The following is a 24992-nucleotide window of genomic DNA, read 5'->3' on the forward strand; positions in this document are numbered from 1 at the left end:
GAAGAGATTTAAAGGGGGAACATTATGCATATTATCCAAGCCGTGATCGGGAGTGTACTTTATCTCGTCATGTTCTTTAGTATTGGTTTTATCTTAAACATGTTGTTACGTAGCACATGGATTATGCTCGTCTTATATCCGGTCATCATCATCATGATGATTGATAATCAGTCGACGCTTGAATATTTTACGAATGCGAAAAAAGCAATTCCAGCGTTAGGTGATCGAATCATGGGTTTGCAGACAGCGGACGTTACGATGTTTGCGGCAGGACTTGCCGGTATCATCATTGCCGGAATGTCGATTCGTTTCCTGCGTAAAAGTGGTTACCAAATGTTTTAAAGCCTACTTGAGTAAGTAGGCTTTTTTAGTGCGTGGAAACACGTTATAATAAAAACAGTGTCTTTAAAAAATGTGTAAGAGCAGATAGGGTTGAGAGCGAATGGATAAACAAATGTACCACGTTATCAAAGTCTTGAATAATAATGTCGTCATTTGTTCGACTGGTGCAAATCAGGAAGTCATTATCCTCGCAAAAGGGATTGGCTTCGGACGGAAGCCAGGCGATCAACTGACGGATCTTGAAAAATTAGAAAAAGTCTATACCTTGAAGGATAAAGAAGAGCAAGACCAATATAAAGCACTCGTCGGGCATTTAGATGAAAATTTCGTCGCCTTGATGAATGATATCGTCTCGATGATTGAAACGCGGTTCGGTAAGCGCGTTGATGAACATATCCATATCGGACTGACGGATCATTTGACGTTTACGTTCAAGCGGCTCGAACAAGGGATGGAGGTCACGAATCCCTTTTTAGCGGAAACGGAAGCTTTGTATCCGGAAGAATATGCGCTTGCTGAGGAAATCGTTGAATTTATCAGTGCCGAGATGAATTTTTATCTTCCGCCGGCAGAAACAGGATTCATCGCACTCCATATTCATTCGGCGACGAACTTTAAAGATGTGCTCGAAGTCAATCGTCATCATCAACTCGTCGGATTAATTGCGAGTCATATCGAGCAACGGCTAGAAATTAAAATCGATCGAAAATCGTTGGATTATAAGCGTTTAATTCGCCATCTCCGCTCGGCGATTGAAAGGGTTTCCAATGGGGAGTACCTAGAGGCGCCAGAAAAAGTAGAAAAGCTATTGCGTGAAGAATATCCCCTGTGCTATGATACTGCTTGGGAGCTGATGTCCATCATGGAACGTCAGTTGAAGAAAGCGGTACCGCGCGGTGAGGCGACGTATCTTACGATGCATCTGCAACGCTTAGTGCAGTACGATTTAGGTAAATGACCGCACGGACTACGTGTTACTGATACGATCAGGCATGAGTGGGAAGTCGGACAAAATAGTTTATTTCCGTTAGATTCATTTCGCGGGATAAGTGTATTTTGTTCTACAATCCGCTCGTGCCTGATTTTTTTCTGTAAAAATCGGTCGGATGTCTGACTTTTTTCAACCTGTCATTGGTATTATTCATTATTCCTAGATTTTAGATTAAGAGGAGGAAACACACATGTTCAAACAGATTTTCGCTGTTCTTCAACGTGTCGGTAAAGCGTTAATGCTTCCTGTTGCGATTTTGCCAGCTGCCGGGATCTTACTTGGATTCGGTAACGCGATGCAAAATCCGAACTTGACGTCAAAACTCGAGTTCTTAAAAAATGATGCGATCATCAAGGTTGCAAAATTGATGGAAGCAGCCGGGGATATCATCTTCGGTAACTTAGCACTCTTATTCGCGGTCGGTGTCGCGATTGGTTTAGCAGGGGACGGCGCAGCCGGACTTGCAGCAATCGTCGGATTCTTGATCATGAACAAAACGATGAGTGTTTGGCTCGGCGTTACACCAGAAATGGTCGCAAACGGTCAAGGGTACGCAAACGTACTTGGTATTCCGACACTTCAAACAGGTGTCTTCGGTGGTATCATCATCGGTTTACTCGCAGCCTGGGCTTACGGTAAGTATCATAATCTTGAATTGCCGCAGTTCCTCGGATTCTTCGCAGGTAAACGTTTCGTTCCAATCGTTACAGCAGTCGTTTCATTGTTCGCAGGTCTTGTACTTGTCTTCGTATGGCCATTCGCTCAAGACGGGTTGAACTCATTCTCTCACTTCATGATGGAGAAAAACCCGACGCTTGCAGCTTTCGTCTTCGGTCTCATTGAGCGTTCATTGATTCCGTTTGGTCTTCACCATATCTTCTACGCACCGTTCTGGTTCGAATTCGGTTCGTACACGAACGCAGCAGGAGATGTTGTCCGCGGTGACCAAGCAATCTTCTTCGCACAGTTAAAAGACAACGTTGAATTAACAGCTGGTACGTTCATGACTGGTAAATTCCCGTTCATGATGTTCGGTCTTCCAGCAGCAGCACTTGCAATGTACCATGAAGCACGCCCAGAGCGTCGCGCAGTCGTTGGTGGTCTTCTTGGGTCAGCAGCACTTACAGCTTTCTTAACAGGTATCACAGAGCCAATCGAATTCGCATTCTTATTCGTTGCTCCAATCTTGTTCGCAGTACACGCAGTTTTCGCTGGTCTTTCATTCATGACAATGCAACTCTTGAACGTTAAAATCGGGATGACATTCTCTGGTGGATTGATTGACTTCCTTCTCTTCGGTGTCCTTCCAGGACGTACGCAGTGGTGGCTCGTCATCGTCGTCGGTCTTGTTCTTGCAGTCGTTTACTACGTTGGATTCCGTTTTGCAATCCGCAAGTTCAACCTGAAAACACCAGGTCGTGAAGATGAAGTACAAGAAACTTCATTGGCTCAAGGTTCTGAGCTCGCAGCGGGCATCCTTGACGCACTCGGTTCTGAATCAAACATCAAACATCTTGACGCATGTATCACACGTCTTCGTGTTGAAGTTCTCGACAAGTCGAAAGTCGACAAAAACGAATTGAAAAAACTTGGAGCCGCTGGTGTCCTTGAAGTGGGTAACAACGTTCAAGCGATCTACGGACCAAAATCAGATAACATCAAATCTGAGATCCAAGCCGTCATCAATTCACGTAAACAAGAAAAATCAGTTTAAGTCTTTAAGTAAAGTGAGTCTTCCGAAATCGGGAGGCTCATTTTTTTGTGTTTCAAAGAATTGTTGTGATTAGTTTTGCGGGAGAAAGATTCAGGGTATGAACTAAATAGTCTGGTCAAAAAAAGGAGGGAAATCACTGATGTGGAAAAATGTATTCGGAGTGTTGCAACGGATTGGTAAAGCATTGATGTTACCAGTTGCCATCTTGCCGGCAGCGGGGCTTCTACTGGCCTTTGGTACGGCTTTTCAAAACCCGAACCTGACGCAGTATCTGCCTTTTCTCGAAAATGATTCGCTCGTCGTCATCTGGCGTGTCATGCAAGACGCAGGGGATATCATCTTTGCGAACTTAGGATTACTGTTTGCCGTCGGGGTTGCGATTGGTCTTGCGAATGGGGAAGGGGTCGCAGGGCTTGCTGCAATCGTCGGATTCTTGATCATGAACAAGGTTATCAGTTCATTCCTACAAATCACACCGGAAAAAGTTTCGGAAGCGCAACAATCAAGTGACTTATCGTACGCAACTGTATTAGGGATACCGACCTTACAAATGGGGGTATTCGGAGGGATCATAGCGGGGTTAATTGCCGCATATAGCTATAATAAATTCTTTAAAATCAAACTACCGGACTTTCTTGGATTCTTCGCCGGTAAACGGTTCGTACCGATTGCAACAGCGCTATTCAGTTTAGTCGCTGGTTTTGCACTGTCCTTCATCTGGCCGCCGATTGGGAGTGGGATTAACACGTTCTCGAAAACAATCATCGAGTCAAATGAAACGTTATCAGCCTTCATCTTTGGCTTAGTCGAACGGTCACTCATTCCATTCGGTCTTCACCATATTTGGTATTCAAGTTTTTGGTTCCAATTTGGTGAGTATACGGATAAAGCAGGCACGGTTATCAACGGGGACCAGCGAATTTTCTTCGCTCAGTTAAAAGATGGTGTTCCGTTCACGGCCGGGACGTATATGACCGGGAAATATCCGTTCATGATGTTCGGACTTCCGGCAGCTTGTCTCGCGATGTATCATACGGTTGCGAAAGATCGTCGTAAAGCAGTTGAAGGACTCTACTTCTCTGCTGCTTTAACATCGTTCCTGACAGGGATCACGGAACCAGTCGAGTTTTCATTCGTGTTCGTGGCACCGTTATTGTTTGCAGTCCACGCTGTTTTTGCAGGATTGTCATTTATGATCATGGACATCTTGAACGTTAAAATCGGGATGACCTTCTCAGGTGGATTGATTGACTACACCTTATTCGGAATCTTACCGAACAGGACCGCCTGGTGGCTCGTTATTCCGGTTGGTTTGGTCTTCGCCGTCATTTATTACTTCGGATTCCGTTTTGTGATCACGAAGTTTGATTTAAAAATTCCAGGACGTGAAGCAATTAAGGAAGGGGCGGCAACAGCTGGTGCGACGGCTGGTGAGCTCCCATATGAGATTCTGCAAGCGTTTGGTGGACCATCGAATATCAAACACCTCGATGCGTGTATCACACGTCTGCGGATTACCGTTAATGATAAATCGGGTGTCAACAAGGATCGTCTGAAAGAACTTGGCGCAGCCGGTGTATTAGAAGTTGGCGATAATGTCCAAGCCATCTTCGGTCCGAAATCAGATGGCATCAAGACGGAAATGGCAGAAATCATGAACGATCCAAATTATCAACCACCTGAAAAACCAGAAGCTGACCCGATTCCGCAAGTTCCGACTGGAGCTGAGTCACGTGGGGAAGAACGGGAAGACTTAGCAGGATCAGGTGGAGAGTATGTACCAAGTGACGGATACGTCTCGCCGCTGAGCGGAACGATTCGTTCGCTTGATGATGTACCAGATCAAGTCTTCTCTGGCCGGATGATGGGGGACGGGTATGCAATCGAACCAACTGAAGGTTATGTTGTTTCTCCAGTGTCCGGTGAAATCACGACCTTCTTCCCAACGAAACACGCGATTGGAATCCTGGCCGATAATGGTGATGAGATTTTAATTCACATCGGAATCGATACGGTTTCACTCGAAGGAAAAGGTTTTGAAGCACTCGCGAAAGCGGGAGATCGTGTTGAGCCAGGAACACCACTGCTGAACGTCGATCTCGAACAAATTCGCCCGCTTGTGCCGTCACTCTTAACGCCGATCATTGTCACGAACAGTGGTGACCGAAAAGTAACGGTTGATATTGGCCGGACGGTTGAAGCAGGAGAGAAAGTCACGTATGAGATTAAATGACGTCATTTAAAAAATAATGGGACCTCGAAATCGTATTCGACGAAATTGTCGGATACGATTTTTTTTGTAGTCCAAAACATTCAGTAATGAGAATTTGCACATATGATGATACAATGAGTAAGCTATTATGAAGATTAGCTATATTTTAAGAAAGAGGTGAGTCGATGGCTTCGACTACAACAGAAACAAAGACAAAGACGAATTATGTCGTTCTTGGATTATTGATCGGGATTTTAGTAGCGGCGATGGACAATACAATCGTTGCAACAGCAATGCCGACGATTGTCAGTGAACTGAATGGTTTTGATCAATATGCCTGGGTCACGTCCGCTTACATGATCGCGACGGTCGCGGGGATGCCAATTTTCGGTAAGTTAAGTGACATGTATGGGCGGAAACGATTTTTCTTATTCGGTATGTTGCTCTTCATCGTAGGGAGTATCCTGTGTGGTGTCGCAGATTCGATTACAGAGTTATCGATTTATCGTGCCGTTCAAGGACTAGGTGGCGGTGCCTTGATGCCGATTGCTTTTACGATCATTTTTGATATTTTCCCACCAGAGAAACGAGGGAAAGTCAGTGGTTTGTTCGGAGCAGTCTTCGGGATTTCAAGTATTTTCGGACCATTGCTTGGAGCCGTTTTGACGGACGCAATTAACTGGCGCTGGGTGTTTTATATCAACATTCCACTTGGTTTAATTGCATTGGCGCTCGTTTCTTTATTCTATAAAGAATCACCGATCCACCGGACTCAAAAAATTGATTATGCGGGTGCCGCGACATTGGTCGCTGGATTAGTCACGTTCCTGCTCGGGCTTGAACTCGGTGGGAAAGAGTATGCGTGGAGTTCACCACAAATTCTTGGTTTGTTTGGTTTATCACTCGTGTTATTTATCCTCTTTGGTCTGATTGAACGCCGGGCGGCTGATCCGGTCATTACGTTCAGTCTGTTCAGTCGTCGCCTGTTCGCAGCGACGCAAGGAGTCGCATTCTTTTATGGATTCGTCTTCATCTCCGCAAGTGTCTTCATTCCGATTTTCGTCCAAGGTGTCTTTGGCGGCAGTGCGACGAACTCAGGTCTGATCTTGATGCCGATGTTGATTGCTTCAGTAGTTTCGGCGCAACTCGGAGGACGTCTCCCGAATAAATACGGGTTCCGAAATGTCATGATGCTCTCGGCCGTGTTCTTTGTTCTTGGTGTTTATTTATTAAGTACGATGTCACTTGAGACGACACGGACTGCCGTTACGATTTATATGATCATCTTAGGTTTTGGTGTCGGCTTCAGTTTCTCTTTATTGAATCTTGCAAGCATCAATGGCATCGAGATGAAACGTCGTGGTGCGGCGACATCGATGGGCTCGACGTTCCGGACAATCGGGATGACACTTGGTGTAACGATTCTCGGAATCGTTCAATCACGGACGTTTACGTCATCTGTTAGTGAGCAATTACCTGGCGGCAGCGCACCGGACGGTGGACAGTTCCCGACAGCAGCAGCATTTGCGAAGATGCCACCGGAAGTGGCGACAGCGATTAAAACAGCACTTGCAGATTCGATTTCCTCTGTTTATATGTGGGCGTTGATTCCAGCGATACTGGGTGTCATCTTCGTGTTCTTCATGGGTAATGAACGACCAATCTTAAAAGAAGAACAAGGCGATCGACCACAAACGAAACAAGCATAATTCAAGTCATTTTTGATAGGAAAGAGACTGACGTAAAAGGAATCACTCTTTCACACGCGTGTTTTTCTCCAACAGGAAACAGGATACGCTCTCCTGTGGGATTCGAATAAAACGAGTGCATACTTTTTCCTTTTCGATGTGCGGCTTAGATACACATCAGTCAGGACCGAGAAGAATAGATATCGAAAACGCCAATGAGTCCGTATGTGAAAGACGGAATCATCGGCGTTTTTTTGCGTACAGGGCGGAACGTTCATCCTCGACTCCTATGGGAAAAGGAAGCGCGATCAGCGCTTCCGTCAGGAATAGGGAAGACCCGGCATGACCGCATGAAACGCGGGTTGCTGCGGCTTACATTCCGCCCGTGGAAAGCGAGGATGTCGGAACCGTCCGTCACTAAGACTGATGTTAGAGTAACTTTGGAGTCAACCCTTTTTTTGTATTCAAGAAATCGAGGCTCCTACAGGAAGCGCACAGATGAATATTAGCTTTTGAACTAGGGTGTAGGAAAAGCGACATTGGGCAACATGTGTTATGTAGACGAGTCGAGATGGGGAAGCGCGGTCAGGGCAGGCCATACCTATAAAAACTTTTTAATCTTCATAAGGGTTAGTCTACAGTCTGTATAAATAACGGTTCCTTTTGACGCGACAAAAAAACACGCCCCGAGATGGGACGTGTCCGAAAAAATTATTTTTTAATATCGAATGTCGTGCTGAGGAAGTTGACGACGTCTTCGGCTGTATCCATGTCGAGGACTTGCTCAACGATTGCTTCACACTCTGTTTTGTTCAGGCGCGTCATCAAGCTGCGTGCGCGAAGGACAGAAGAAGCAGACATTGAGAATTCGTCGAGTCCGAGTCCGAGGAGGATTGGGAGTGCGAGTTCTTCTCCCGCCATCTCACCACACATGCCGACCCATTTACCGGCTTTGTGTGCTTCTGTGATGACGTTGTTCAAGAGGTTCAAGATGGCAGGATTGAACGGTTGGTAGAGATACGAAACTTTTTCGTTCATCCGGTCTGCCGCCATTGTGTATTGAATCAAGTCGTTTGTTCCGACAGAGAAGAAGTCGACTTCTTTCGCGAATTGTTTCGCCATGACTGCTGTCGCCGGAATTTCGACCATCATTCCGACTTCGATGTCGTCAGAAACCGTTACACCTTCACCTTGAAGGTTCGCTTTTTCTTCAAGAAGTAACGCTTTTGCTGCACGGAATTCTTCGAGTGTTGCAATCATCGGGAACATGACAGCAAGTTTGCCGTATGCACTTGCACGAAGCAACGCACGAAGTTGTGTCCGGAACAAGTCAGTTTGGTCCAGGCAAAGACGAATTGCACGGTAACCAAGGAACGGGTTCATTTCGTGTGGAAGGTCAAGGTATGAAAGTTCTTTATCCCCACCGATATCAAGTGTCCGGATGACAACTTTTTTATCGCCCATCGACTCGAGAACTGTTTTGTATGCTGTGAATTGCTCATCTTCCGTCGGGAACGTTTCCGCATCCATGTAGAGGAACTCAGTCCGGTAGAGACCGACTGCTTCCGCACCGTTTTCAAGTACACCTTTGACATCGTTTGGTGTTCCGATGTTTGCTGCAAGCTCGACGTGATGACCGTCTGCTGTAACTGTTTTTTCGTTTTTGAGTTTTTTCCATTCTTCTTTTTGAGCGATATATGCTGAGCGTTTTTCTTCGTACTCTGCGATTTGTTCGCTTGAAGGGTTGACGATGACATCGCCTTCCGCTCCGTCAAGAATCAAGAAATCACCGTGTTTGACTTCAGTCAGGACGACTTTTGTCCCGACGACTGCTGGAATTTCAAGAGAACGTGACATGATCGCCGAGTGCGAAGTCCGTCCACCGATGTTCGTCGCAAAACCTTTTGCGTACTTCCGGTTGAGTTGGGCAGTGTCTGATGGTGTTAAGTCTTCTGCAATGATGATGACTTCTTCGTTGATTTGTGCAGGTGTGACGAATGTAATACCGAGAAGATGTGCCATTGTCCGTTTTGTTACGTCACGGACGTCAGCTGCACGTTCGCGCATGTACTCGTTGTCCATCGATTCAAAGATTGTCACCATCATTTGTGAGACTTCGTCGAGTGCTTGCGCTGCGTTCGTTTTGTCCTCGTCGATTTTTGCGTTGACTTGGCTGACGATTTCAGGATCTTCGAGGATCAACAAGTGAGCTGAGAAGATTTCTGCTTTGTCTGCACCGAGTTCTTTTAATGTGTTCTCACGGATGATTTCGAGTTCACCTTTTGATTGAGCGATCGCTGCCTGGAACCGTTCTTTTTCAGCCGCTGAATCCTCGATTTTATTGTTTGGAATGTCAAAGACAGGTGTTTCCATCACGAATGCCTTTGCAATCGCGATCCCTGCAGAAGCGCCAATTCCCTTGATATGTTGTGCCATGTGCATTACCCTCTTTTCAGTAAGTTTTTTTCGCCGCAACGACGTCGTTTCTCTGCTATCTATAGATACCCATAAACGCATCTCTCTTAACGGGTCGACTGCGAACTCTCCCTTTGAATGAAAACGTAGACATTTCTGTCGTTACCAAAATGAACGTTTCTATGAAGTGCCTGTACTTTTCACCTGTTAATCCTATCACATTGTGAAACGGGCAACAATTGTTTGGAGCCGTGCATTTCGACAAATTACCGAACGTCAAAAATGAGAGCGTTTTCAAGCTGCGTGATGGCTATCAGTTGGAAAATGGCGCAAAACACTTCATACTTATTAGTAACACTAAAGGGGGATTTTTAAGATGCGATTAAAACAAGTAGATCAGCAAGCAGACATCGAAGTACTCGTCGTCGGTATCTCAGGAAATGCACAAATGGAAGAACGGATTCAGGCACTTTATCCGGAGCGGTTTGATGAGTGGGTCCGCGGTGGAGATATTTCGACGAAACAAGGCGAACTCCGTTTGTTGCCGACTTTGACGGGGACGATTGCCCGTGTGTTATTTGTCGGTCTTGGTAAAGCGGACCGTCTATCTCAAGATGAGTTACGTCGACTGTTAGGAAAAGCCGCCCAATTTTTAAAAGTCCGGAAGCTATCGAACGTCACGGTTGATGCTGCGACATTCCCGGGGAAACCTGCCGAGTTGATCGCTGAGACGTTTGCACTTGCTACATATGACGTCAAACACTACAAAACAGGTCCAAGCGTTTCGTACGAACTCGATTTGACGATTTGGTCCGATGAAGGGGAACAAGAAGCAGTACGCGGGCATGCCCTCGCTGAAGCAACGAACTTAGCCCGTCGTCTCGTCACGATGCCTGGGAACATCCTGACGGCGCCGGCACTCGCTGACGAAGCTCGTTTCATTGCGGAACGTCATGGACATGCGTTAAAAGTCATTGAAAAAGAAGAGATGGAAGCACTCGGCATGGGGGCGATGCTTGCCGTCAATCAAGGCTCGACAATCCCGCCGAAAATGATTGTCCTCGAATATAAAGGGGCGGGTGATGCAGCACCAATCGCCGTCGTCGGAAAAGGTGTCACGTTCGATACAGGTGGTTACTCGATTAAACCGAAAGACGGTATCGTCGGCATGAAGGGGGACATGGGTGGTGCAGCAGCCGTCCTCGGCTTATTCGAAGCCCTCGGTCGACTCAAGCCGAACGTCAACATCCTTGGAGTGATTCCGGCAACGGACAATATGATTTCAGGTGATGCCTTCAAGCCGGATGATGTCATTACATCGATGGCTGGAAAAACGATTGAAGTCTTGAATACGGATGCGGAAGGGCGTCTCGTCTTAGCGGACGCTGTCACCTATGCAAAAGAATACAATCCGAAAATGATTATTGATCTCGCGACATTGACGGGTGGAGTGCTCGTTGCGCTCGGGACAGAAATCACTGGAGCCTTAACGAACGACCAAGCTCTGTACAGTCGCTTCGAAGCCGTTACAAAAGAGACGAACGAGATGATTTGGCAGATGCCGTACGTCGATCAATTCATTAAACAAGTGCGCCGGTCGGAAGTCGCTGATTTAAATAACTCACCGGGACGGATGGGACACATGATCTTTGGCGGAGCGTTCGTTGGTGAATTCGTCGGGAAAACGCCATGGCTCCATCTTGATATCGCCGGAACATCAGAGCAAAAATCAGCATCGGAGCTTGGTCCAAAAGGGGCGACAGGTGTCATGGTTCGAAGTCTTTACCGGTTCGCTGAACAAGAAGGATGAGATGGCTGAACGTCCTCTTACTCATCATGACGGTGCTCAGCATCGTCTGGTATGTAGAGTCGGGTTCACGCGTTTCGCTAGCGTGGGCTACGTTTTTAGGAGTCTTTACGGTCTTGTTATTACTGAAGGTGCTACGGGAGAAAACGAATGCACGTCACCGGGATTGACGCGGCAAAAGCCGGCTGGGTCGCTGTCTCGATTGAAGAGGGGCAGTTTTCCTATCAAATCGTCGAACACCTCGATCAACTCGAAAATAGCGACGTACTCTACATCGACATGCCGATCGGACTTGAGACAGGAGCGCGACGTCTTGTCGATCAGCTGTTACGAGACGAGTTGAAGCCGGGGCGGACGAGCAGTGTGTTTAATGCACCTTTAATTACAGCGCTTGACGCGCAGGACTATGCAACGGCAAACGAGCAGTCAAAACAAATGGCAGGGCTAGGCCTATCAAAACAAGCCTGGTACTTGTTGCCGAAGATTCGGGAAGCCCGAAGCTACTACCGAACCGGCATGTATGAGGCGCATCCGGAAGTCTGTTTTGCCCGCCTGACGGGACGACCGGCCCGCCATAACAAAAAGACGGTCCAGGGGATAAAGGAGCGGACAGAATTGTTACGACAGTTCGCATGTCCTGCTTTTTGGGAACAATCCGTCAAAGGGGTTGCGACTGACGACTGGATTGATGCCTGTCTGCTTGCCGTCGCGGCGACTTGTCCGGTGGAATATCTCCCGAACCATCGACCGGTTGATGCGACGGGTCATCCCTTATATGCGGCAGCACCTAAAAAATCACCCTCACCGGAATGGTGTGGGTGATCCTTTAATAAAGTCCCATAAATAATGAAAGATTTGTGCATTATATAACGCTTTGATGATGACGGCGACGAGCGGTCCGAGAATCAGACCGAAGACCCCGAAAAATTTAATCCCGACGAACAAGGCAATCAGTGCCGTAATCGGCTGGATGCCGATATTGTCACCGACGATTTTCGGTTCCATGATATTACGCTGCAAAATGACGACTGCATACAGAATACCAAGTCCGATCGCAAGTCCCGTATCTCCTGTGATGATCGAGTAAGCAATCCACGGTAAAAAGACAGACCCTGTACCTAGATACGGCAAGATGTCAAAGAAAGCGGCAATGAAAGCAATCGCAAACGGATGATCGACACCGAGAACCAAAAGACCGATTAAGACGATGAAAAATGTAATCGTAATCAATGTCAATTGGGCTTTGATGTAGCCGAACAGGGCGGACCGAAGACTCGAAACGACCGTTTCTGCACGTGCGAACCAGGGGAACATCTCATACTGTTTCATCCTGATTTCATATTTGTGCCAGTCTTTCGCGAGGAAAAACCAGGCGAGCAGAACGATGACGAGAATCAAGGCGATTGAAGGTAAGGTCGCTAACACACTTTGCAACATCGTGGCGATACTTTTAGATCCCTCGCCGATGAAGCTTGCAAGTGAGCTTCCGAGTGATTCGATACTGTTTTGAACCGTATTCTGTTGTGACGGACCGAGTGACCGGAGCGCTTCCGAAGCGTCGTTCCACATCGGGGCCAATTTGTCATTGTAGAGCTTTTGGAAGTAGAGACTGAGTTCCTGGATTTGGTCCGGGAGTTGATTGGCGACGAAGACGAGTCCTCGAATCAGTTGCATGACAATCAAGACGAGTGACCCAATCAAAAGACCGCTCATTAAGATGATGGACAATAACGCACCCCAACCACGGTTGAGTCGAAGACGTTTTTGGAAAAAGTCGACAAGCGGACGACTGAGTAGGGCTAATAAAAATGCGAAGACGAACGGATACATCAACGAAGACAGGCGGATGATGATAAAACCTGTGAGAAACAAGGCGAGTATGACACCGATGAAACGAGCCAATTGCCAAAGACGTTCAGTCGACACGAGCAACACCTCTTATATATATGTAATACCATCATCATAGCATGTTAAGGAACGAGAACGTAGTTCAAACAGAGGAGGAATTTCGATGAAACGAAAAGAAGTGGGACTAATGGTTTCCTTGGCGATCGCAAGTGGTGTAGCCGTCCGTGAATGGCGTAAAAACCGAAAATTTACTGAGCAGTATCAACGACAAACGCAGCGGCAGTTGATTAAAGAAATGACGGAGGTCGAGACGGATGCAGGAGATGATTCTACTTCAACAAAAAGTCGATGAGACGATTCGAGCGTTAGGTGGTTATTTTCGTCCGCTCTCTGGCCTCGCGCGCTTGATTGAAGAAGTCGGGGAAGTGGGAGAAGCGTTAGAAAAAGAGGACACGACGTTACTTTGTGCCGAACTCGTCGACGTGTTAATGATTTCAACATGTCTGTCAAACCAATACGTGACCGATTTAGCCTCGGAGCATCAGCAGTTGAAAACAGAACGGGACGAAGCGGATGCCTCGTTTTACCGACTCGTTCATGAAGCAGGTCAGGTCGCCCGGGTCATGAACGGCTACGAAGGAGACAAGCCACCGAAAAAGACAGATGCAACGCTTACGGTCGGTACGTCACTCGCCCGTCTACAGCGCGAGTTGTTCCGGTTTGCCCGTCCATTAGGTCTTGATTTGTTAAAAGAAATCGATCGGACGAATGAAAAGAACCTCGTGCGTGACAGTAAGCGTTTCGCACTGACACGAGACCCCATTACGGAGGCGACGATTGATCATTACCGGAGTGCGACCGGCAGTGAGGAGCGACTCTGGGGTGCGCCCGTGTATGAAGCGGAACGTTCCTTAGAAGAGAATATCCAACAGGCACTACCGTCGTTGCGACGCTTTTTACGGTGTGCTCGTAATGAGGGAATCGAGGCATTTGTTCTGGAAGCACCGATTGAGCGAAGTGATCAATTGGTCGCTGTCAAAGAACAAGCAGAAGAAATCGGACGGATCATCAAGGAACAAACCCCTTTGTCCTTTAAAGAAGCCCCGTACCGAATCGATGTATATGCTTCACAGTTAGGGCCGGTGTCACCGTTTCACTCAGAGGACGAACACCGGATGTTTTTGTTGCTTTATATTGATGCGTAATTAGAAAATGACGCTAAAAAGCGAACCGCCTCGTAAGGTGGTTCGCTTTTTGTGTGTTGAAAGAAAACGGTCGGGAAAATCATGTCAGACGATCAGCAACTGCCGTTCGTTGTTCAAGTTGTTGCATGAAGCGAGAAATACGATGGATGGCTTCTTGCAGTTGTTCGATTGAACTGGCATAGCTTGCGCGAACATAACCTTCACCACTCGCCCCGAAGACGGAACCAGGAACGACGGCAACACGTTCTGCTAGTAACAGTTGTTCTGCAAAGGCTTCACTCGTCAAACCCGTATCTCCGATGTATGGAAAGGCATAGAAGGCGCCCCCGGGTGAATGAGTCGGGAGACCGGCTTCATTCAAAGCTTTGACGAAGTAGTTACGACGTTGGCGATAACTACGGACCATGTCAGGAACCGTCTTGTTGCGTGAACGGAGTGCTTCGATCCCAGCGAATTGGACGAGCGTCGGTGCACACATCATGCCGTACTGATGGACTTTCAGCATACACGCCGTGATTTCTTTTGGCGCACAGGTAAAACCGAGACGCCAACCTGTCATCGCAAAGGCTTTTGAGAAACCATTGATGACAATCGTGCGCTCCCGCATTCCAGGTAACGTCGCGAAGCACGTCGCCTCTTCCTCATACGACAACTCTGCATAGATTTCGTCACTGATGACATATAAATCATGTTTGTTTGCGAGGAGGGCGAGATCTGCGAGTTGATCGCACGTCATGACAGAACCGGTCGGGTTGGACGGAAAACAAAAAATGATGGCCTTCGTCCGTGCCGTGATCTTGGCTTCAATCGTCTCAGGAAGAATGGCGAAGCCGTCTTCCGGGCGACAGGCAGCAGCAACAGGAATTCCGCCTGCGAGCTCAATTAAAGGCGCATACGAGACAAATGCCGGTTCGACGACGATGACCTCGTCACCAGGATTAATCAGCGTCCGAAAAGCTAAGTCAAGTCCTTCGGATGCACCGGTCGTGACGATGATTTCGTCTTCGACTTGATACTCGATTGCAAATTTTTCGTGCATATAGTTTCGGATTTCTTGCCGTAACTCGACTAAACCGGCATTGGCGCTATATGCCGTATACCCTTGCTCGAGTGCTGCGAAGCTTGCTTCCCGGACGTTCCACGGGGTGACGAAGTCGGGTTCGCCGACGCCGAGCGAGATGACATCTTCCATTGAACCGGCTAAGTCGAAGAAGCGACGGATGCCGGACGGTGCTAATTGTTCGACGCGTTCAGAAAGTGACTTCATGGAGACACCTTCAATCGTTTATCGCCGTCATCCTGACTGAAGAGGACACCATCGTGTTTGTATGTCTTCAAACGGAAATGGGTCGTCGTCGAAATGACGGAATCGAGTGTCGATAGTTTTTCCGAGACGAATTGCGAGACTTCCTGAAGCGACTTTCCGTCAAGGACGACTTGTAAGTCGTAAGCACCTGACATCAAGTAGAGCGACGTGACTTCCGGGAAACGATGAATCCGTTCTGCGACTTCATCAAAGCCGCGGCCCCGTTTCGGTGTAACTTTGACATCGATGAATGCCGTGACGCCATGGTGGGAATTGATTTTTTGCCAATCGATGACTGCCGTATAACCTAACAAGACACCATCTTGTTTAAAACGGGCAATCGAGTCGATGACTTCGTCGACTGGCAGGTCGAGCATTTGAGCAGCGAGTGTCGAATCGACAGGACCACTTTGTGATAGTAACTCTAAGAGTTCTAATTGTTTTTCTGTATACACGGGATTCACTCGCTTTCTGTCAATTGTCCGTCAAACGTCCGGCGTGTCTCACGTAACCGGGCACGGCGTTCAGACTGAACAATATGAAAATTTTTCATTTCGGTCGTTGGCAACTCGTGTTTAGCGACGAGACGGTCGAAGTAGACTTTTCGTGCCGCATCTTGCTGAGCGGATTGATGATTACCGGACGGATTAAAGGCATAGAGGACCGTCGCGCGTGCTGGATGAAGCACGAGGTGGTCCTTCCCGACACGGAGAATCCAGTCCCAGTCCCAGTAGTTGAAGACGTCTTCATCAAACGTACCAAGTGTTTGGTGAAGTGATTTGCGATACATTGATCCGGATGGGATGAACGTCGAGTCTTGCTTCATCGCGTCACGGTCATATGGATAGGCGAATGGCTCCGTATCGATGACGGTCCGGCGTCCATTCTCCCAGCGATACGTAAAGAGTTCGGCATCTGCATACGTCAAGTCTGCCCCGGCTTCTAAATCGCCGAGCGATTCCTCGATATGAGAAGGCAACAATAAATCATCATCATCATGGAGCAAGATGAATTGACCGTTCGCGATTGTCACGCCGTGGTTGCGAGCCCGGACGTGATGATTTTCAGGTAAGTCGACATGGATAAGTGTTAAGCGGTCTTCAAAAGCACGTACGACGGGAATAATCGAGTCGCCGTTGTTGTTCAAAAGAATCACTTCGAAATCTTGATAGTATTGACGGGTCAATGCTTCGAGCGCCTCAGATAACTCACGTGGGCGATTGTACGTCGGGATGATGACAGATACCATTGGCATGAGAATCGGCTCCTTCAACAAAGACACCTGCAACATCCAGGTGTCTTCATGTATTCCTTACATCTGTTCTTCGATAACTGGAAGTAATTCATTCCATTCAGCGGCTGGTTCTTTCGTTACTGTGACAAAATCACCGTAAGCGAAGAGGTTATCGATGCCATCGATCGTAATCAATGCTGCGAGTAATGCGTCCTCTGGTGTATCGTCTTTTTTGACACTCGTACTTTTTGAGCCGAAACGGTCTCCGTCGAGCGTGATTTTTACTGAGTTCGGGTTTGGTGTGTAGTCTACTTGCATAATAAGTCTCCTTTCAAAGTTCACACGAATCTTCGCACAAAAGTAAATTCGTTGCGAGTGTTGTTAGTTCCTGCTGATCGGGTTGTTCCCCAAACGATTCTTCAAATATTTCACCAATTGCTAGTGCAAGTGGGCTTACTTGATCGTGAATCGTTAATAGCACTAGTATAGCAGACATTTCCGTTGGATAATTTCCTGACCCTAGGAGAAAAGGATCATATTTATTTAAAAGTTCTTCTGAACTCAAAACGCGTTCAACTCCTTATCTCAATATATCTCAAAAGGCGGTGGTCTGCGTTTTTAAATTTGTTTGACCTGATTTTTAATGCAAGGGGTTATTTTTTGCTGATTCAGTGATAACCTATATCTTGTACATAAATAGGTTTAAAAACGCTTAAAACGTCTATATATAGAGTGACACTTTAATAGTTCTTTCTATATGTAGGACGTCTTTTTTTAGTTTAGCGCATTTTTTACTGCAATGCGAACCTGTTTAACGATAGAGAATGGGAGTGGTTCATAGTGGCATCTCCACTGAATACAGCACGCATCTATAAGGGTGCAATGACAATAGAAGATGTATATCTCGTGATTCGACAAGTGACAGCGTCTTATCCAGAACTCGACATCGAACGTTATACAGAACGCGCGATTCGGGCGCTCGAAGGGAAAACCCTCCAGGCCGATCAAGTGTATGAATTGTTGACGATGCATGCGCTCGACATGTTAAAAGCAGAGGAACCGAACTGGACGTTCGTCGCGACGGCAACGTACTTAAATCGTCTTTATCTCGAGGCAAGTGAAAATCGTGGATATGTAGCAGATGAACGTTATGGATCGCTTTACACGTTGATTGAAAAGCTCACTGAAATTGGTATTTTCACACCACATTTACTTTCAGCCTACACGAAGGATGAAATCGAAGAACTCGCTGCGACAATCGATCCTTCACGCGACCAACTCTTCACATACATTGGTCTCCGGACGTTAGCGGATCGTTATCTTGCCCGGGATCACGTGAAAAAATTATATGAACTACCACAAGAACGCTTCATGATTATCGCGATGACGTTGATGCAGACAGAACCGAAAGAACGCCGGGTCGAGCTCGTCAAAGAATCGTACTGGGCTTTGTCGAACCTCTACATGACGGTTGCGACGCCAACGCTTTCGAATGCCGGGAAATCATACGGACAGTTATCGTCTTGTTTCATCGATACGGTAGATGATTCACTCCGGGGGATTTACGACTCGAATACGGACGTTGCGACACTTTCAAAAGGCGGCGGCGGAATCGGCGTCTACATGGGTAAAATTCGTTCGCGCGGATCAGACATTAAAGGATTCAAAGGTGTTTCGAGTGGTGTCATTCCTTGGATGAAACAATTGAACAACACGGCAGTCAGTGTCGATCAGCTCGGTATGCGTCAAGGTTCAATTGCGGTCTATCTCGACATTTGGCATAAAGATATCCTCGAGTTCCTCGATGCGAAACTCAACAACGGGGACGAGCGATTGCGGACACATGATCTCTTTACGGGCGTGAGTTTACCGGACCACTTCATGCGTACGGTTGAAGCGCGTGGCGATTGGTATTTATTCGATCCACACGAAATCCGGACCGTGATGGGCTTTAGTCTTGAAGATCATTTCGATGAGACGGAACAAGGGGGCAGCTTCACTGAAAAGTATGAAGCCTGCGTCAACGAACCGCGTCTCAGCCGGACGAAAGTTTCGGCGATTGATCTCGTCAAACGTTACATGCGTTCGCAACTCGAGACCGGAACACCGTACATGTTCTTCCGTGACGCGGTAAACCGTGCCAATCCGAACAAGCATGCCGGCATGATCTATTCGTCAAACCTCTGCTCGGAAATCATGCAAAACATGAGTCCGACGACCGTGACGGAAGAATACACGGAAGATGGAAAAATCATCATTACGAAAACACCGGGCGATTTCGTCGTCTGTAATTTATCTTCGATCGCCCTCGCGCGCGCCGTTCGTTCGGATGTCCTCGAACGGTTGATTCCGATTCAGATGCGGATGCTCGACAACGTCATCGATTTGAATACGATTGACGTCCCGCAAGCACAAATCACGAACCAAAAATACCGTGCCGTCGGTCTCGGGACGTTCGGTTGGCACCATCTGCTTGCACTCGAAGGGATTCGCTGGGAATCGGTCGAAGCCGTCCAGTATGCGGATCGTCTTTACGAAAAAATCGCTTATTTGACGATTGATGCATCGATGCAACTTGCGAAAGAAAAAGGGGCATACCGTTTATTCGAAGGATCAGAATGGCAAACAGGTGAATACATCAAACGTCGTCACTATAAATCAACTGCCGAGCTGAACTGGGATCGTCTCCAAGCAGATATCACAGAGCATGGTATGCGAAATGCCTACCTGATGGCAGTCGCACCGAACTCGTCGACAGCAATCATCGCCGGTAGTACGGCATCGATTGATCCAATCTATAAAAAAGTCTACGCAGAAGAAAAGAAAAACTACAAGATTCCTGTGACAGTTCCGGATTTGACGCCGGATACGAACTGGTTCTATAAATCAGCGTTTGAGATTGATCAACTGTGGAGCATTCGTCAAAATGCATCACGTCAACGTCATATCGACCAAGCGATCAGTTTTAATCTCTATGTCAAAAACAACGTCAAAGCGACTGAATTACTCGAGATGCACATGGAAGCATGGCAACTCGGGATGAAGACGATTTATTACACACGTTCGACAACCGTCGAAATCGATGAATGTGAGTCGTGTTCGTCATAAGAAAGGAGACGATATCATGAAGGCAGCAATCGTATATGCGTCAATGAGCGGTAACACAGAGGAGGTTGCGGAACTGATTGCGAAAGCCTGTTCCGACATGCACGTCGAACCCACGATGATGTTCGCTGATGATGTGACGACATATCAATTAGCACCTTATGATATCGTCTATTTTGGTTCTTACACATGGGGCGACGGTCAATTACCGGATGAAATGCGTGACTGCCTGAAGCTTGTCTTAAAGGAAAGTCCGCACAAAATTCCGCAAGCTGCCGTCTTCGGTACGGGCGATAAGATGTTCGTCAAGTACTGCCGCGCCGTTGATGAAATGGCCTACCATCTCGCGAAATTTGGTGTGCCGCTCGCCGGTGAACTGTTAAAAATCGAACAGTCACCACGGAATCGTCCGCATACCGTCAAAGAATGGACGAAACGAACGATCCTGCAATTACAGCAAGAAGGAGTCGAACAACATGGAACAGTTACAAAAGATCAAACTGCTTGATGCCCGCCATCCGAATCGTGCGACAGCGATTATCGGTGGGGAGACGAGTTCAATCGTCAACTGGAACGATATCGCCTATCCGCAGTTTTATTCAATCTATAAACAGCTTTTGTCGAACTTTTGGATTCCGGATGAGATTTCGATGTCAAAAGACATGCAACAGTGGAACCAGTTGAGTGAGCGAGAACAAGATGCGTTTGAACGGATCATCGGTCTGCTATCAATCTTGGATTCGGTCCAAACGCGTTACATCCTAGAGTCGGCGATGTTCACGTCAGATGCGTCGATTCATGCAATTCTTGCGATCATCGCGCAACAGGAAGTCGTCCATAACCAGTCGTACAGCTATGTCTTATCGAGTCTGGTTCCACTTTCGGAACAAAACCGGATTTTCGATATCGCAAAAGATGACGATATGGTCATGAAGCGGAATGCCTTTATTCTTGATTTATATGAAGATTTCCAAAACGACCGGACACCGGAAAACTTTGCGAAATCACTCGTCGCATCAATCGTTCTTGAAGGAATCAACTTCTATTCTGGTTTTGCCTTCTTCTATAACTTAGCGCGTCATCAAAAAATGGTCGGAACGTCGACGATGATCAGTTACATCCAGCGGGACGAACTGCAACACTCGTACTTCATCAGTCAATTGTTGCGTGCCGTCTTGACGGAACACCCGGAAATCGATGCCGATGGTTCATTCACGAAGTTCGTGTATGCCACATTCGAGCGTGCCGTCGATCTCGAAATCGAGTGGAGTGAGTATGTCCTGCGTGACTTGGACGGACTCGATGTCAGTGAAATGCGTGATTACGTCAAATATCTCGCGAACAAGCGCCTTCGTGTCATTGGTCTCTCCGATCTCTATGAAGGACATGACGAGGACGTCATGCCGTGGATTCGTGCGTATTCGGATGACTCGATGAATGCGACGAAATCCGATTTCTTCGAACAAAAATCACGTTCGTATGCAAAAGTGACGGATGCGAACGGATTTGACGATTTGTAAGCAGTAAATGAATCTTTAAATTTTGATTGCTTCACGATTCGTTTTCCTTTACGCTAGGACAGGTGAGGTCATGTTCGACTCCTGCGGAAAAACAAGTTAATCATGACCCTGGAAGATGCAACGCATCTGAAGCGGGCATGATGTCTTGTCCGCGGAAAGCGAGCAGACCGAACCGGTCCTTTTTGCGTTGAGGAGTAAGAAGAAACAAAAAAAGGGCCGGACTCGAAAAGTCCGGCAGAATCAGGGGGAATACTTGAAGTCTTGCTACTAAAATGTTCCCTCGGAAAATAAAAAATAAACAATTTAAAAAATATTTTTTACCATCCGTAAAAAGTATGTTATTATAAGTTGATGAATTTAGTTAGGGAGTGTATAAACTATGGCAAACTTTGAAAAAGACCAAGTCGTTACTGGTAAAGTAACTGGTATTCAAAACTTCGGTGCTTTCGTAGCACTTGACGAGCAAACACAAGGTCTCGTCCACATCTCAGAAATCTCACACGATTACGTAAAAGACATCAACGATTACGTAAAAGTTGGCGATGAAGTAACTGTTAAAGTTCTCGACATCGACGAAGCTAACAAAAAAATGAAGCTTTCGATCAAAGCAACTCAGGAAGCTCCAAAACGCGAAGCACGCGCTAAAGGCCCACGCAAAAACGCTGGACGCCGCGATGCAGGTCCTGCTTTCAAACAAGAAGAAGCTCCTGGCTTCAACGTGTTAAAAGGCAAATTGGAAGAATGGATTGAAAAATCAAACTTCCAAAAATAAGAATTTTTAAGAGAATCGACATCGGTCGGTTCTCTTTTTTTTTACGTTTTTTTGCGTTATAAGCATTAAAATAGATGCGAAAGGGGAATGTGTGGATAATGTAAGATGTTCATTACTTATCGAGGGGGCAACACACAATGGAAAACTTTCAATATCGCAATCCAACGAAATTAATTTTTGGTGACGGTCAAGTCAGCCAAATCAAAGAAGAACTTAAAACACTAAATGCTAAGAAAGTCATGCTCGTCTTTGGTGGCGGAAGTATTAAACGCAACGGCGTCTATGACGACGTTACACGCGAACTGAACGAAGCAGGAATCGAATACGTCGAATGTGATGGCGTTGAACCAAACCCACGCATTGAAACAGCAGAGCGCGGCATTAAGATCGCACGTGAAGCAGATGTTGATGCATTGCTCGCACTAGGTGGTGGTTCTGTCATCGACTGTACAAAACTGATCGCAGCAGGTATTCCGTATGAAGGTTCAGCATGGGATCTCGTCATCGGGAAAGCGACTCCGGAAACAGTCATTCCATTCGGTACCGTCTTGACACTTGCAGCAACCGGTTCAGAAATGAACTCTGGTTCTGTCATCACGAACTGGAAAACGCAAGAGAAATACGGTTGGGGTAGCCCGCTTACATTCCCGACGTTTTCAATCCTTGATCCAAAATACACGGTCAGTGTTCCAAAAGACCAAACAATTTACGGGATTGTCGACATGATGAGTCACTGTCTTGAGCAGTACTTCCACACAGCACACGCACCTGTCCAAGAACGGATGACAGAAGGCGTCATGAAAGCTGTCGTCGAAGCAGCACCAAAACTCGTCAACGATCTTGAAAACATTGAACTTCGCGGAACGATTCTCTTCGCAGGTACGATGGCACTTAACGGCGTACTTCAAATGGGAGCACGCGGTGACTGGGCTTCACATAATATCGAGCATGCCGTCTCAGCGGTTCATGACATCCCACACGCAGGTGGTCTTGCAATCCTCTTCCCGAACTGGATGCGCCACGTGTTAGACGAGTCAAACGCACATCGTTTCGTCACACTCGGTGAAAACGTCTTTAACGTCGACACAGAAGGTAAATCAGAAATCGAAGCAGCGCATGCGACGATCGATGCAATCAGTGCATTCTGGACATCACTCGGTGCACCAAACCGTCTCGCAGACTACGACATCAAAGAAGATACAGTCGATTCAATCGTCAAGTCAGCAATGACACGCGGTGATTTCGGTAACTTCAAATCACTTGGTAATGAAGATGTTCGTGAAATCGTAACGGCAGCGTTATAAGTTTCTCTAACATTTGCTAATCTTTTCACAAAAGACTTGAACGACCTTCCTTCTTGCGTTTTAATGAGAAGGAAGGTCGCATTTGTTTGCGAATGAATAAGGAGGACGATGGAATGACAACGGTACGTTTTGATTATTCGAAAGCATTACAATTCGTAGGGCAACATGAAGTAGATTACATGGCAGACACGGTTAAGACATTACATGGAGCGATTCATAATGGCACAGGTGCCGGCAGCGACTTCCTCGGATGGGTCGACTTACCGACGAACTATGACAAAGCGGAGTTCGCTCGCATTCAAGAATCAGCTGAAAAAATCAAATCAGATTCAGACGTCTTGCTCGTCGTCGGAATCGGTGGATCTTACCTCGGAGCGCGTGCCGCAATCGAGATGTTAGGTCATTCCTTCCACAACCTGTTATCAAAAGACGAGCGGAAGGCGCCACAAATCATTTATGCGGGTCATAACATTTCATCGACGTATCTGCACGATTTATTTGAAGTGCTTGAAGGAAAAGACGTCTCGGTCAACATCATCTCTAAATCAGGGACGACGACGGAGCCGGCAATTTCATTCCGATTGTTGAAATCGTTCATGGAAGAGAAATACGGTCAGGCTGAAGCAAAAAACCGAATTTATGCAACGACGGACAAAGCACGTGGGGCGTTAAAAACACTTGCTGACTCAGAAGGATACCAGACGTTCGTCATTCCGGATGATGTCGGTGGACGTTTCTCTGTCTTGACACCGGTCGGTCTTTTGCCAATCGCTGCTGCTGGTATTTCAATCGAAGAATTGATGGCTGGCGCGCGTGACGCACAAGAGAAATTTGCGAACGAAAACCTGGCTGAAAATGAAGCATATCAATATGCTGTCGTCCGAAATGCATTATATGCAAAAGGAAAAACGATCGAGCTTCTCGTTAACTACGAACCAGCGTTACATTATGTATCAGAATGGTGGAAACAGTTGTACGGAGAATCAGAAGGAAAAGACTTCAAAGGGATCTTCCCGGCAGCGGTCGACTTCTCGACAGATTTACACTCGATGGGTCAATACGTGCAAGAGGGGCGTCGTGATTTGTTTGAGACGGTCATTAAAGTCGGTCAAGCGCGTCATGAATTGACGATTGAAAAAGATGCACAAGATCTTGACGGCTTGAACTTCCTCGAAGGGAAATCAATCCAATTCGTCAACGATAAAGCGGCAGAAGGGACGTTACTTGCTCATACAGATGGTCAAGTTCCGAACTTAACAGTCGAATTACCAGAGATGACGCCGTACCATCTCGGATTCTTGTTCTACTTCTTCGAAAAAGCTTGCGCGATGAGCGGTTATCTTCTTGGAGTTAACCCATTCGACCAACCGGGTGTTGAGGCATATAAGAAAAATATGTTCGCACTTCTCGGAAAACCTGGTTTTGAAGCAGAAAAAGCAGAGCTCGAAGCACGCTTGAAATAAGTTGGAAAGGCATCTCCTGGATGACAGGGGATGCCTTTTTTTGTCATTCTCCTCGATTCCTACGCA

The 24992-nt window shown here is 46.8% G+C and carries 23 protein-coding genes; 16 read left to right on the forward strand and 7 right to left on the reverse strand.

The window, feature by feature from the left end; translation table 11 throughout:
- The first annotated feature begins 24 nt into the window (after nucleotides 1–24).
- The 5 genes from KNQ05_RS01595 to KNQ05_RS01615 all read left to right on the forward strand — a co-directional run bounded on the left by KNQ05_RS01595 (nucleotide 25) and on the right by KNQ05_RS01615 (nucleotide 6968).
- Complete coding sequence (locus KNQ05_RS01595) at nucleotides 25–342, forward strand: YuiB family protein (protein ID WP_029331243.1); 318 nt, start codon at nucleotides 25–27, stop codon at nucleotides 340–342.
- Nucleotides 343–442: 100 nt separating this feature from the next.
- A complete protein-coding gene (glcT, locus tag KNQ05_RS01600; protein WP_029331241.1) occupies nucleotides 443–1300 on the forward strand; it encodes a glucose PTS transporter transcription antiterminator GlcT in 858 nt (285 codons plus the stop codon).
- Between the two features lie 223 nt (nucleotides 1301–1523).
- On the forward strand, nucleotides 1524–3047 hold the full coding sequence (gene ptsG, locus KNQ05_RS01605) for a glucose-specific PTS transporter subunit IIBC (RefSeq protein ID WP_088837677.1): 1524 nt from the start codon (nucleotides 1524–1526) through the stop codon (nucleotides 3045–3047).
- A gap of 139 nt (nucleotides 3048–3186) precedes the next feature.
- Nucleotides 3187–5280, forward strand: a complete 2094-nt coding sequence (ptsG, locus tag KNQ05_RS01610) for a glucose-specific PTS transporter subunit IIBC (protein WP_214766915.1) — start codon at nucleotides 3187–3189, stop codon at nucleotides 5278–5280.
- A 164-nt stretch (nucleotides 5281–5444) separates the two neighbouring features.
- Nucleotides 5445–6968 (forward strand): MDR family MFS transporter, encoded by a 1524-nt coding sequence (locus KNQ05_RS01615; protein ID WP_214804325.1) that lies wholly within the window; start codon nucleotides 5445–5447, stop codon nucleotides 6966–6968.
- A gap of 690 nt (nucleotides 6969–7658) precedes the next feature.
- Here the strand turns inward: KNQ05_RS01615 and ptsP are convergent.
- Nucleotides 7659–9383 carry a phosphoenolpyruvate--protein phosphotransferase gene (gene ptsP / locus KNQ05_RS01620; protein ID WP_214766917.1) on the reverse strand — a complete coding sequence of 575 codons (1725 nt, stop codon included), beginning with the start codon at nucleotides 9381–9383 and terminating at the stop codon, nucleotides 7659–7661.
- A gap of 355 nt (nucleotides 9384–9738) precedes the next feature.
- On the opposite strand from ptsP, the gene KNQ05_RS01625 reads away from it, so the two are divergent.
- Genes KNQ05_RS01625 through KNQ05_RS01635 form a run of 3 tightly spaced genes read left to right on the forward strand, consistent with a single transcriptional unit; the run spans nucleotide 9739 to nucleotide 11991 of the window.
- Nucleotides 9739–11172 carry a leucyl aminopeptidase gene (locus KNQ05_RS01625; RefSeq protein ID WP_214804326.1) on the forward strand — a complete coding sequence of 478 codons (1434 nt, stop codon included), beginning with the start codon at nucleotides 9739–9741 and terminating at the stop codon, nucleotides 11170–11172.
- Nucleotides 11169–11339, forward strand: a complete 171-nt coding sequence (locus KNQ05_RS01630) for a hypothetical protein (protein ID WP_214804327.1) — start codon at nucleotides 11169–11171, stop codon at nucleotides 11337–11339. Before KNQ05_RS01625 ends, KNQ05_RS01630 begins: the two co-directional genes overlap by 4 nt.
- Nucleotides 11320–11991 (forward strand): DUF429 domain-containing protein, encoded by a 672-nt coding sequence (locus KNQ05_RS01635; RefSeq protein ID WP_214804328.1) that lies wholly within the window; start codon nucleotides 11320–11322, stop codon nucleotides 11989–11991. The genes KNQ05_RS01630 and KNQ05_RS01635 overlap by 20 nt, the downstream gene beginning before the upstream one ends.
- Here KNQ05_RS01635 and ytvI read toward each other — a convergent pair.
- Nucleotides 11971–13095, reverse strand: coding sequence for a sporulation integral membrane protein YtvI (ytvI, locus tag KNQ05_RS01640; protein ID WP_159173454.1), 1125 nt, complete (start codon nucleotides 13093–13095; stop codon nucleotides 11971–11973). The genes KNQ05_RS01635 and ytvI overlap by 21 nt on opposite strands.
- 85 nt (nucleotides 13096–13180) lie before the next feature.
- On the opposite strand from ytvI, the gene KNQ05_RS01645 reads away from it, so the two are divergent.
- Nucleotides 13181–13369 (forward strand): hypothetical protein, encoded by a 189-nt coding sequence (locus tag KNQ05_RS01645; RefSeq protein ID WP_088837671.1) that lies wholly within the window; start codon nucleotides 13181–13183, stop codon nucleotides 13367–13369.
- On the forward strand, nucleotides 13332–14222 hold the full coding sequence (locus tag KNQ05_RS01650) for a MazG nucleotide pyrophosphohydrolase domain-containing protein (RefSeq protein WP_251132453.1): 891 nt from the start codon (nucleotides 13332–13334) through the stop codon (nucleotides 14220–14222). Before KNQ05_RS01645 ends, KNQ05_RS01650 begins: the two co-directional genes overlap by 38 nt.
- Before the next feature lie 79 nt (nucleotides 14223–14301).
- Here the strand turns inward: KNQ05_RS01650 and KNQ05_RS01655 are convergent, their stop codons facing one another.
- The 5 genes from KNQ05_RS01655 to KNQ05_RS01675 are packed head-to-tail and all read right to left on the reverse strand — an operon-like array spanning nucleotide 14302 to nucleotide 17327.
- Complete coding sequence (locus tag KNQ05_RS01655) at nucleotides 14302–15489, reverse strand: aminotransferase (RefSeq protein ID WP_214804329.1); 1188 nt, start codon at nucleotides 15487–15489, stop codon at nucleotides 14302–14304.
- Nucleotides 15486–15983, reverse strand: a complete 498-nt coding sequence (locus KNQ05_RS01660) for an Lrp/AsnC family transcriptional regulator (protein WP_051667304.1) — start codon at nucleotides 15981–15983, stop codon at nucleotides 15486–15488. The genes KNQ05_RS01655 and KNQ05_RS01660 overlap by 4 nt, the downstream gene beginning before the upstream one ends.
- Nucleotides 15984–15988: 5 nt before the next feature.
- Nucleotides 15989–16783 carry a glycosyltransferase family 2 protein gene (locus KNQ05_RS01665; protein WP_214768784.1) on the reverse strand — a complete coding sequence of 265 codons (795 nt, stop codon included), beginning with the start codon at nucleotides 16781–16783 and terminating at the stop codon, nucleotides 15989–15991.
- A 57-nt stretch (nucleotides 16784–16840) separates the two neighbouring features.
- Nucleotides 16841–17080 carry a NifU N-terminal domain-containing protein gene (locus KNQ05_RS01670; protein ID WP_088837669.1) on the reverse strand — a complete coding sequence of 80 codons (240 nt, stop codon included), beginning with the start codon at nucleotides 17078–17080 and terminating at the stop codon, nucleotides 16841–16843.
- Between the two features lie 13 nt (nucleotides 17081–17093).
- Nucleotides 17094–17327 (reverse strand): DUF1871 family protein, encoded by a 234-nt coding sequence (locus KNQ05_RS01675; protein ID WP_214766927.1) that lies wholly within the window; start codon nucleotides 17325–17327, stop codon nucleotides 17094–17096.
- A 317-nt stretch (nucleotides 17328–17644) separates the two neighbouring features.
- Between KNQ05_RS01675 and KNQ05_RS01680 the strand changes: the two genes are divergently transcribed.
- From KNQ05_RS01680 to KNQ05_RS01705, 6 genes are all read left to right on the forward strand, one after another.
- The gene (locus KNQ05_RS01680; RefSeq protein WP_251132187.1) at nucleotides 17645–19870 is read left to right on the forward strand and encodes a ribonucleoside-diphosphate reductase subunit alpha; all 2226 of its coding nucleotides are present in this window, start codon (nucleotides 17645–17647) and stop codon (nucleotides 19868–19870) included.
- A 16-nt stretch (nucleotides 19871–19886) separates the two neighbouring features.
- Nucleotides 19887–20375, forward strand: a complete 489-nt coding sequence (locus KNQ05_RS01685; protein WP_029331225.1) for a flavodoxin domain-containing protein — start codon at nucleotides 19887–19889, stop codon at nucleotides 20373–20375.
- Nucleotides 20344–21387 carry a ribonucleotide-diphosphate reductase subunit beta gene (locus KNQ05_RS01690; protein ID WP_029331224.1) on the forward strand — a complete coding sequence of 348 codons (1044 nt, stop codon included), beginning with the start codon at nucleotides 20344–20346 and terminating at the stop codon, nucleotides 21385–21387. The genes KNQ05_RS01685 and KNQ05_RS01690 overlap by 32 nt, the downstream gene beginning before the upstream one ends.
- Before the next feature lie 379 nt (nucleotides 21388–21766).
- Complete coding sequence (gene yugI, locus KNQ05_RS01695) at nucleotides 21767–22159, forward strand: S1 domain-containing post-transcriptional regulator GSP13 (protein ID WP_012371159.1); 393 nt, start codon at nucleotides 21767–21769, stop codon at nucleotides 22157–22159.
- Between the two features lie 137 nt (nucleotides 22160–22296).
- Nucleotides 22297–23463 (forward strand): iron-containing alcohol dehydrogenase, encoded by a 1167-nt coding sequence (locus KNQ05_RS01700; RefSeq protein WP_088837665.1) that lies wholly within the window; start codon nucleotides 22297–22299, stop codon nucleotides 23461–23463.
- A 113-nt stretch (nucleotides 23464–23576) separates the two neighbouring features.
- Complete coding sequence (locus KNQ05_RS01705) at nucleotides 23577–24926, forward strand: glucose-6-phosphate isomerase (protein WP_029331222.1); 1350 nt, start codon at nucleotides 23577–23579, stop codon at nucleotides 24924–24926.
- Nucleotides 24927–24992 lie beyond the last annotated feature (66 nt).

This window comes from Exiguobacterium sp. s125, assembly GCF_018618605.1.
GTDB lineage: Bacteria > Bacillota > Bacilli > Exiguobacteriales > Exiguobacteriaceae > Exiguobacterium_A > Exiguobacterium_A oxidotolerans.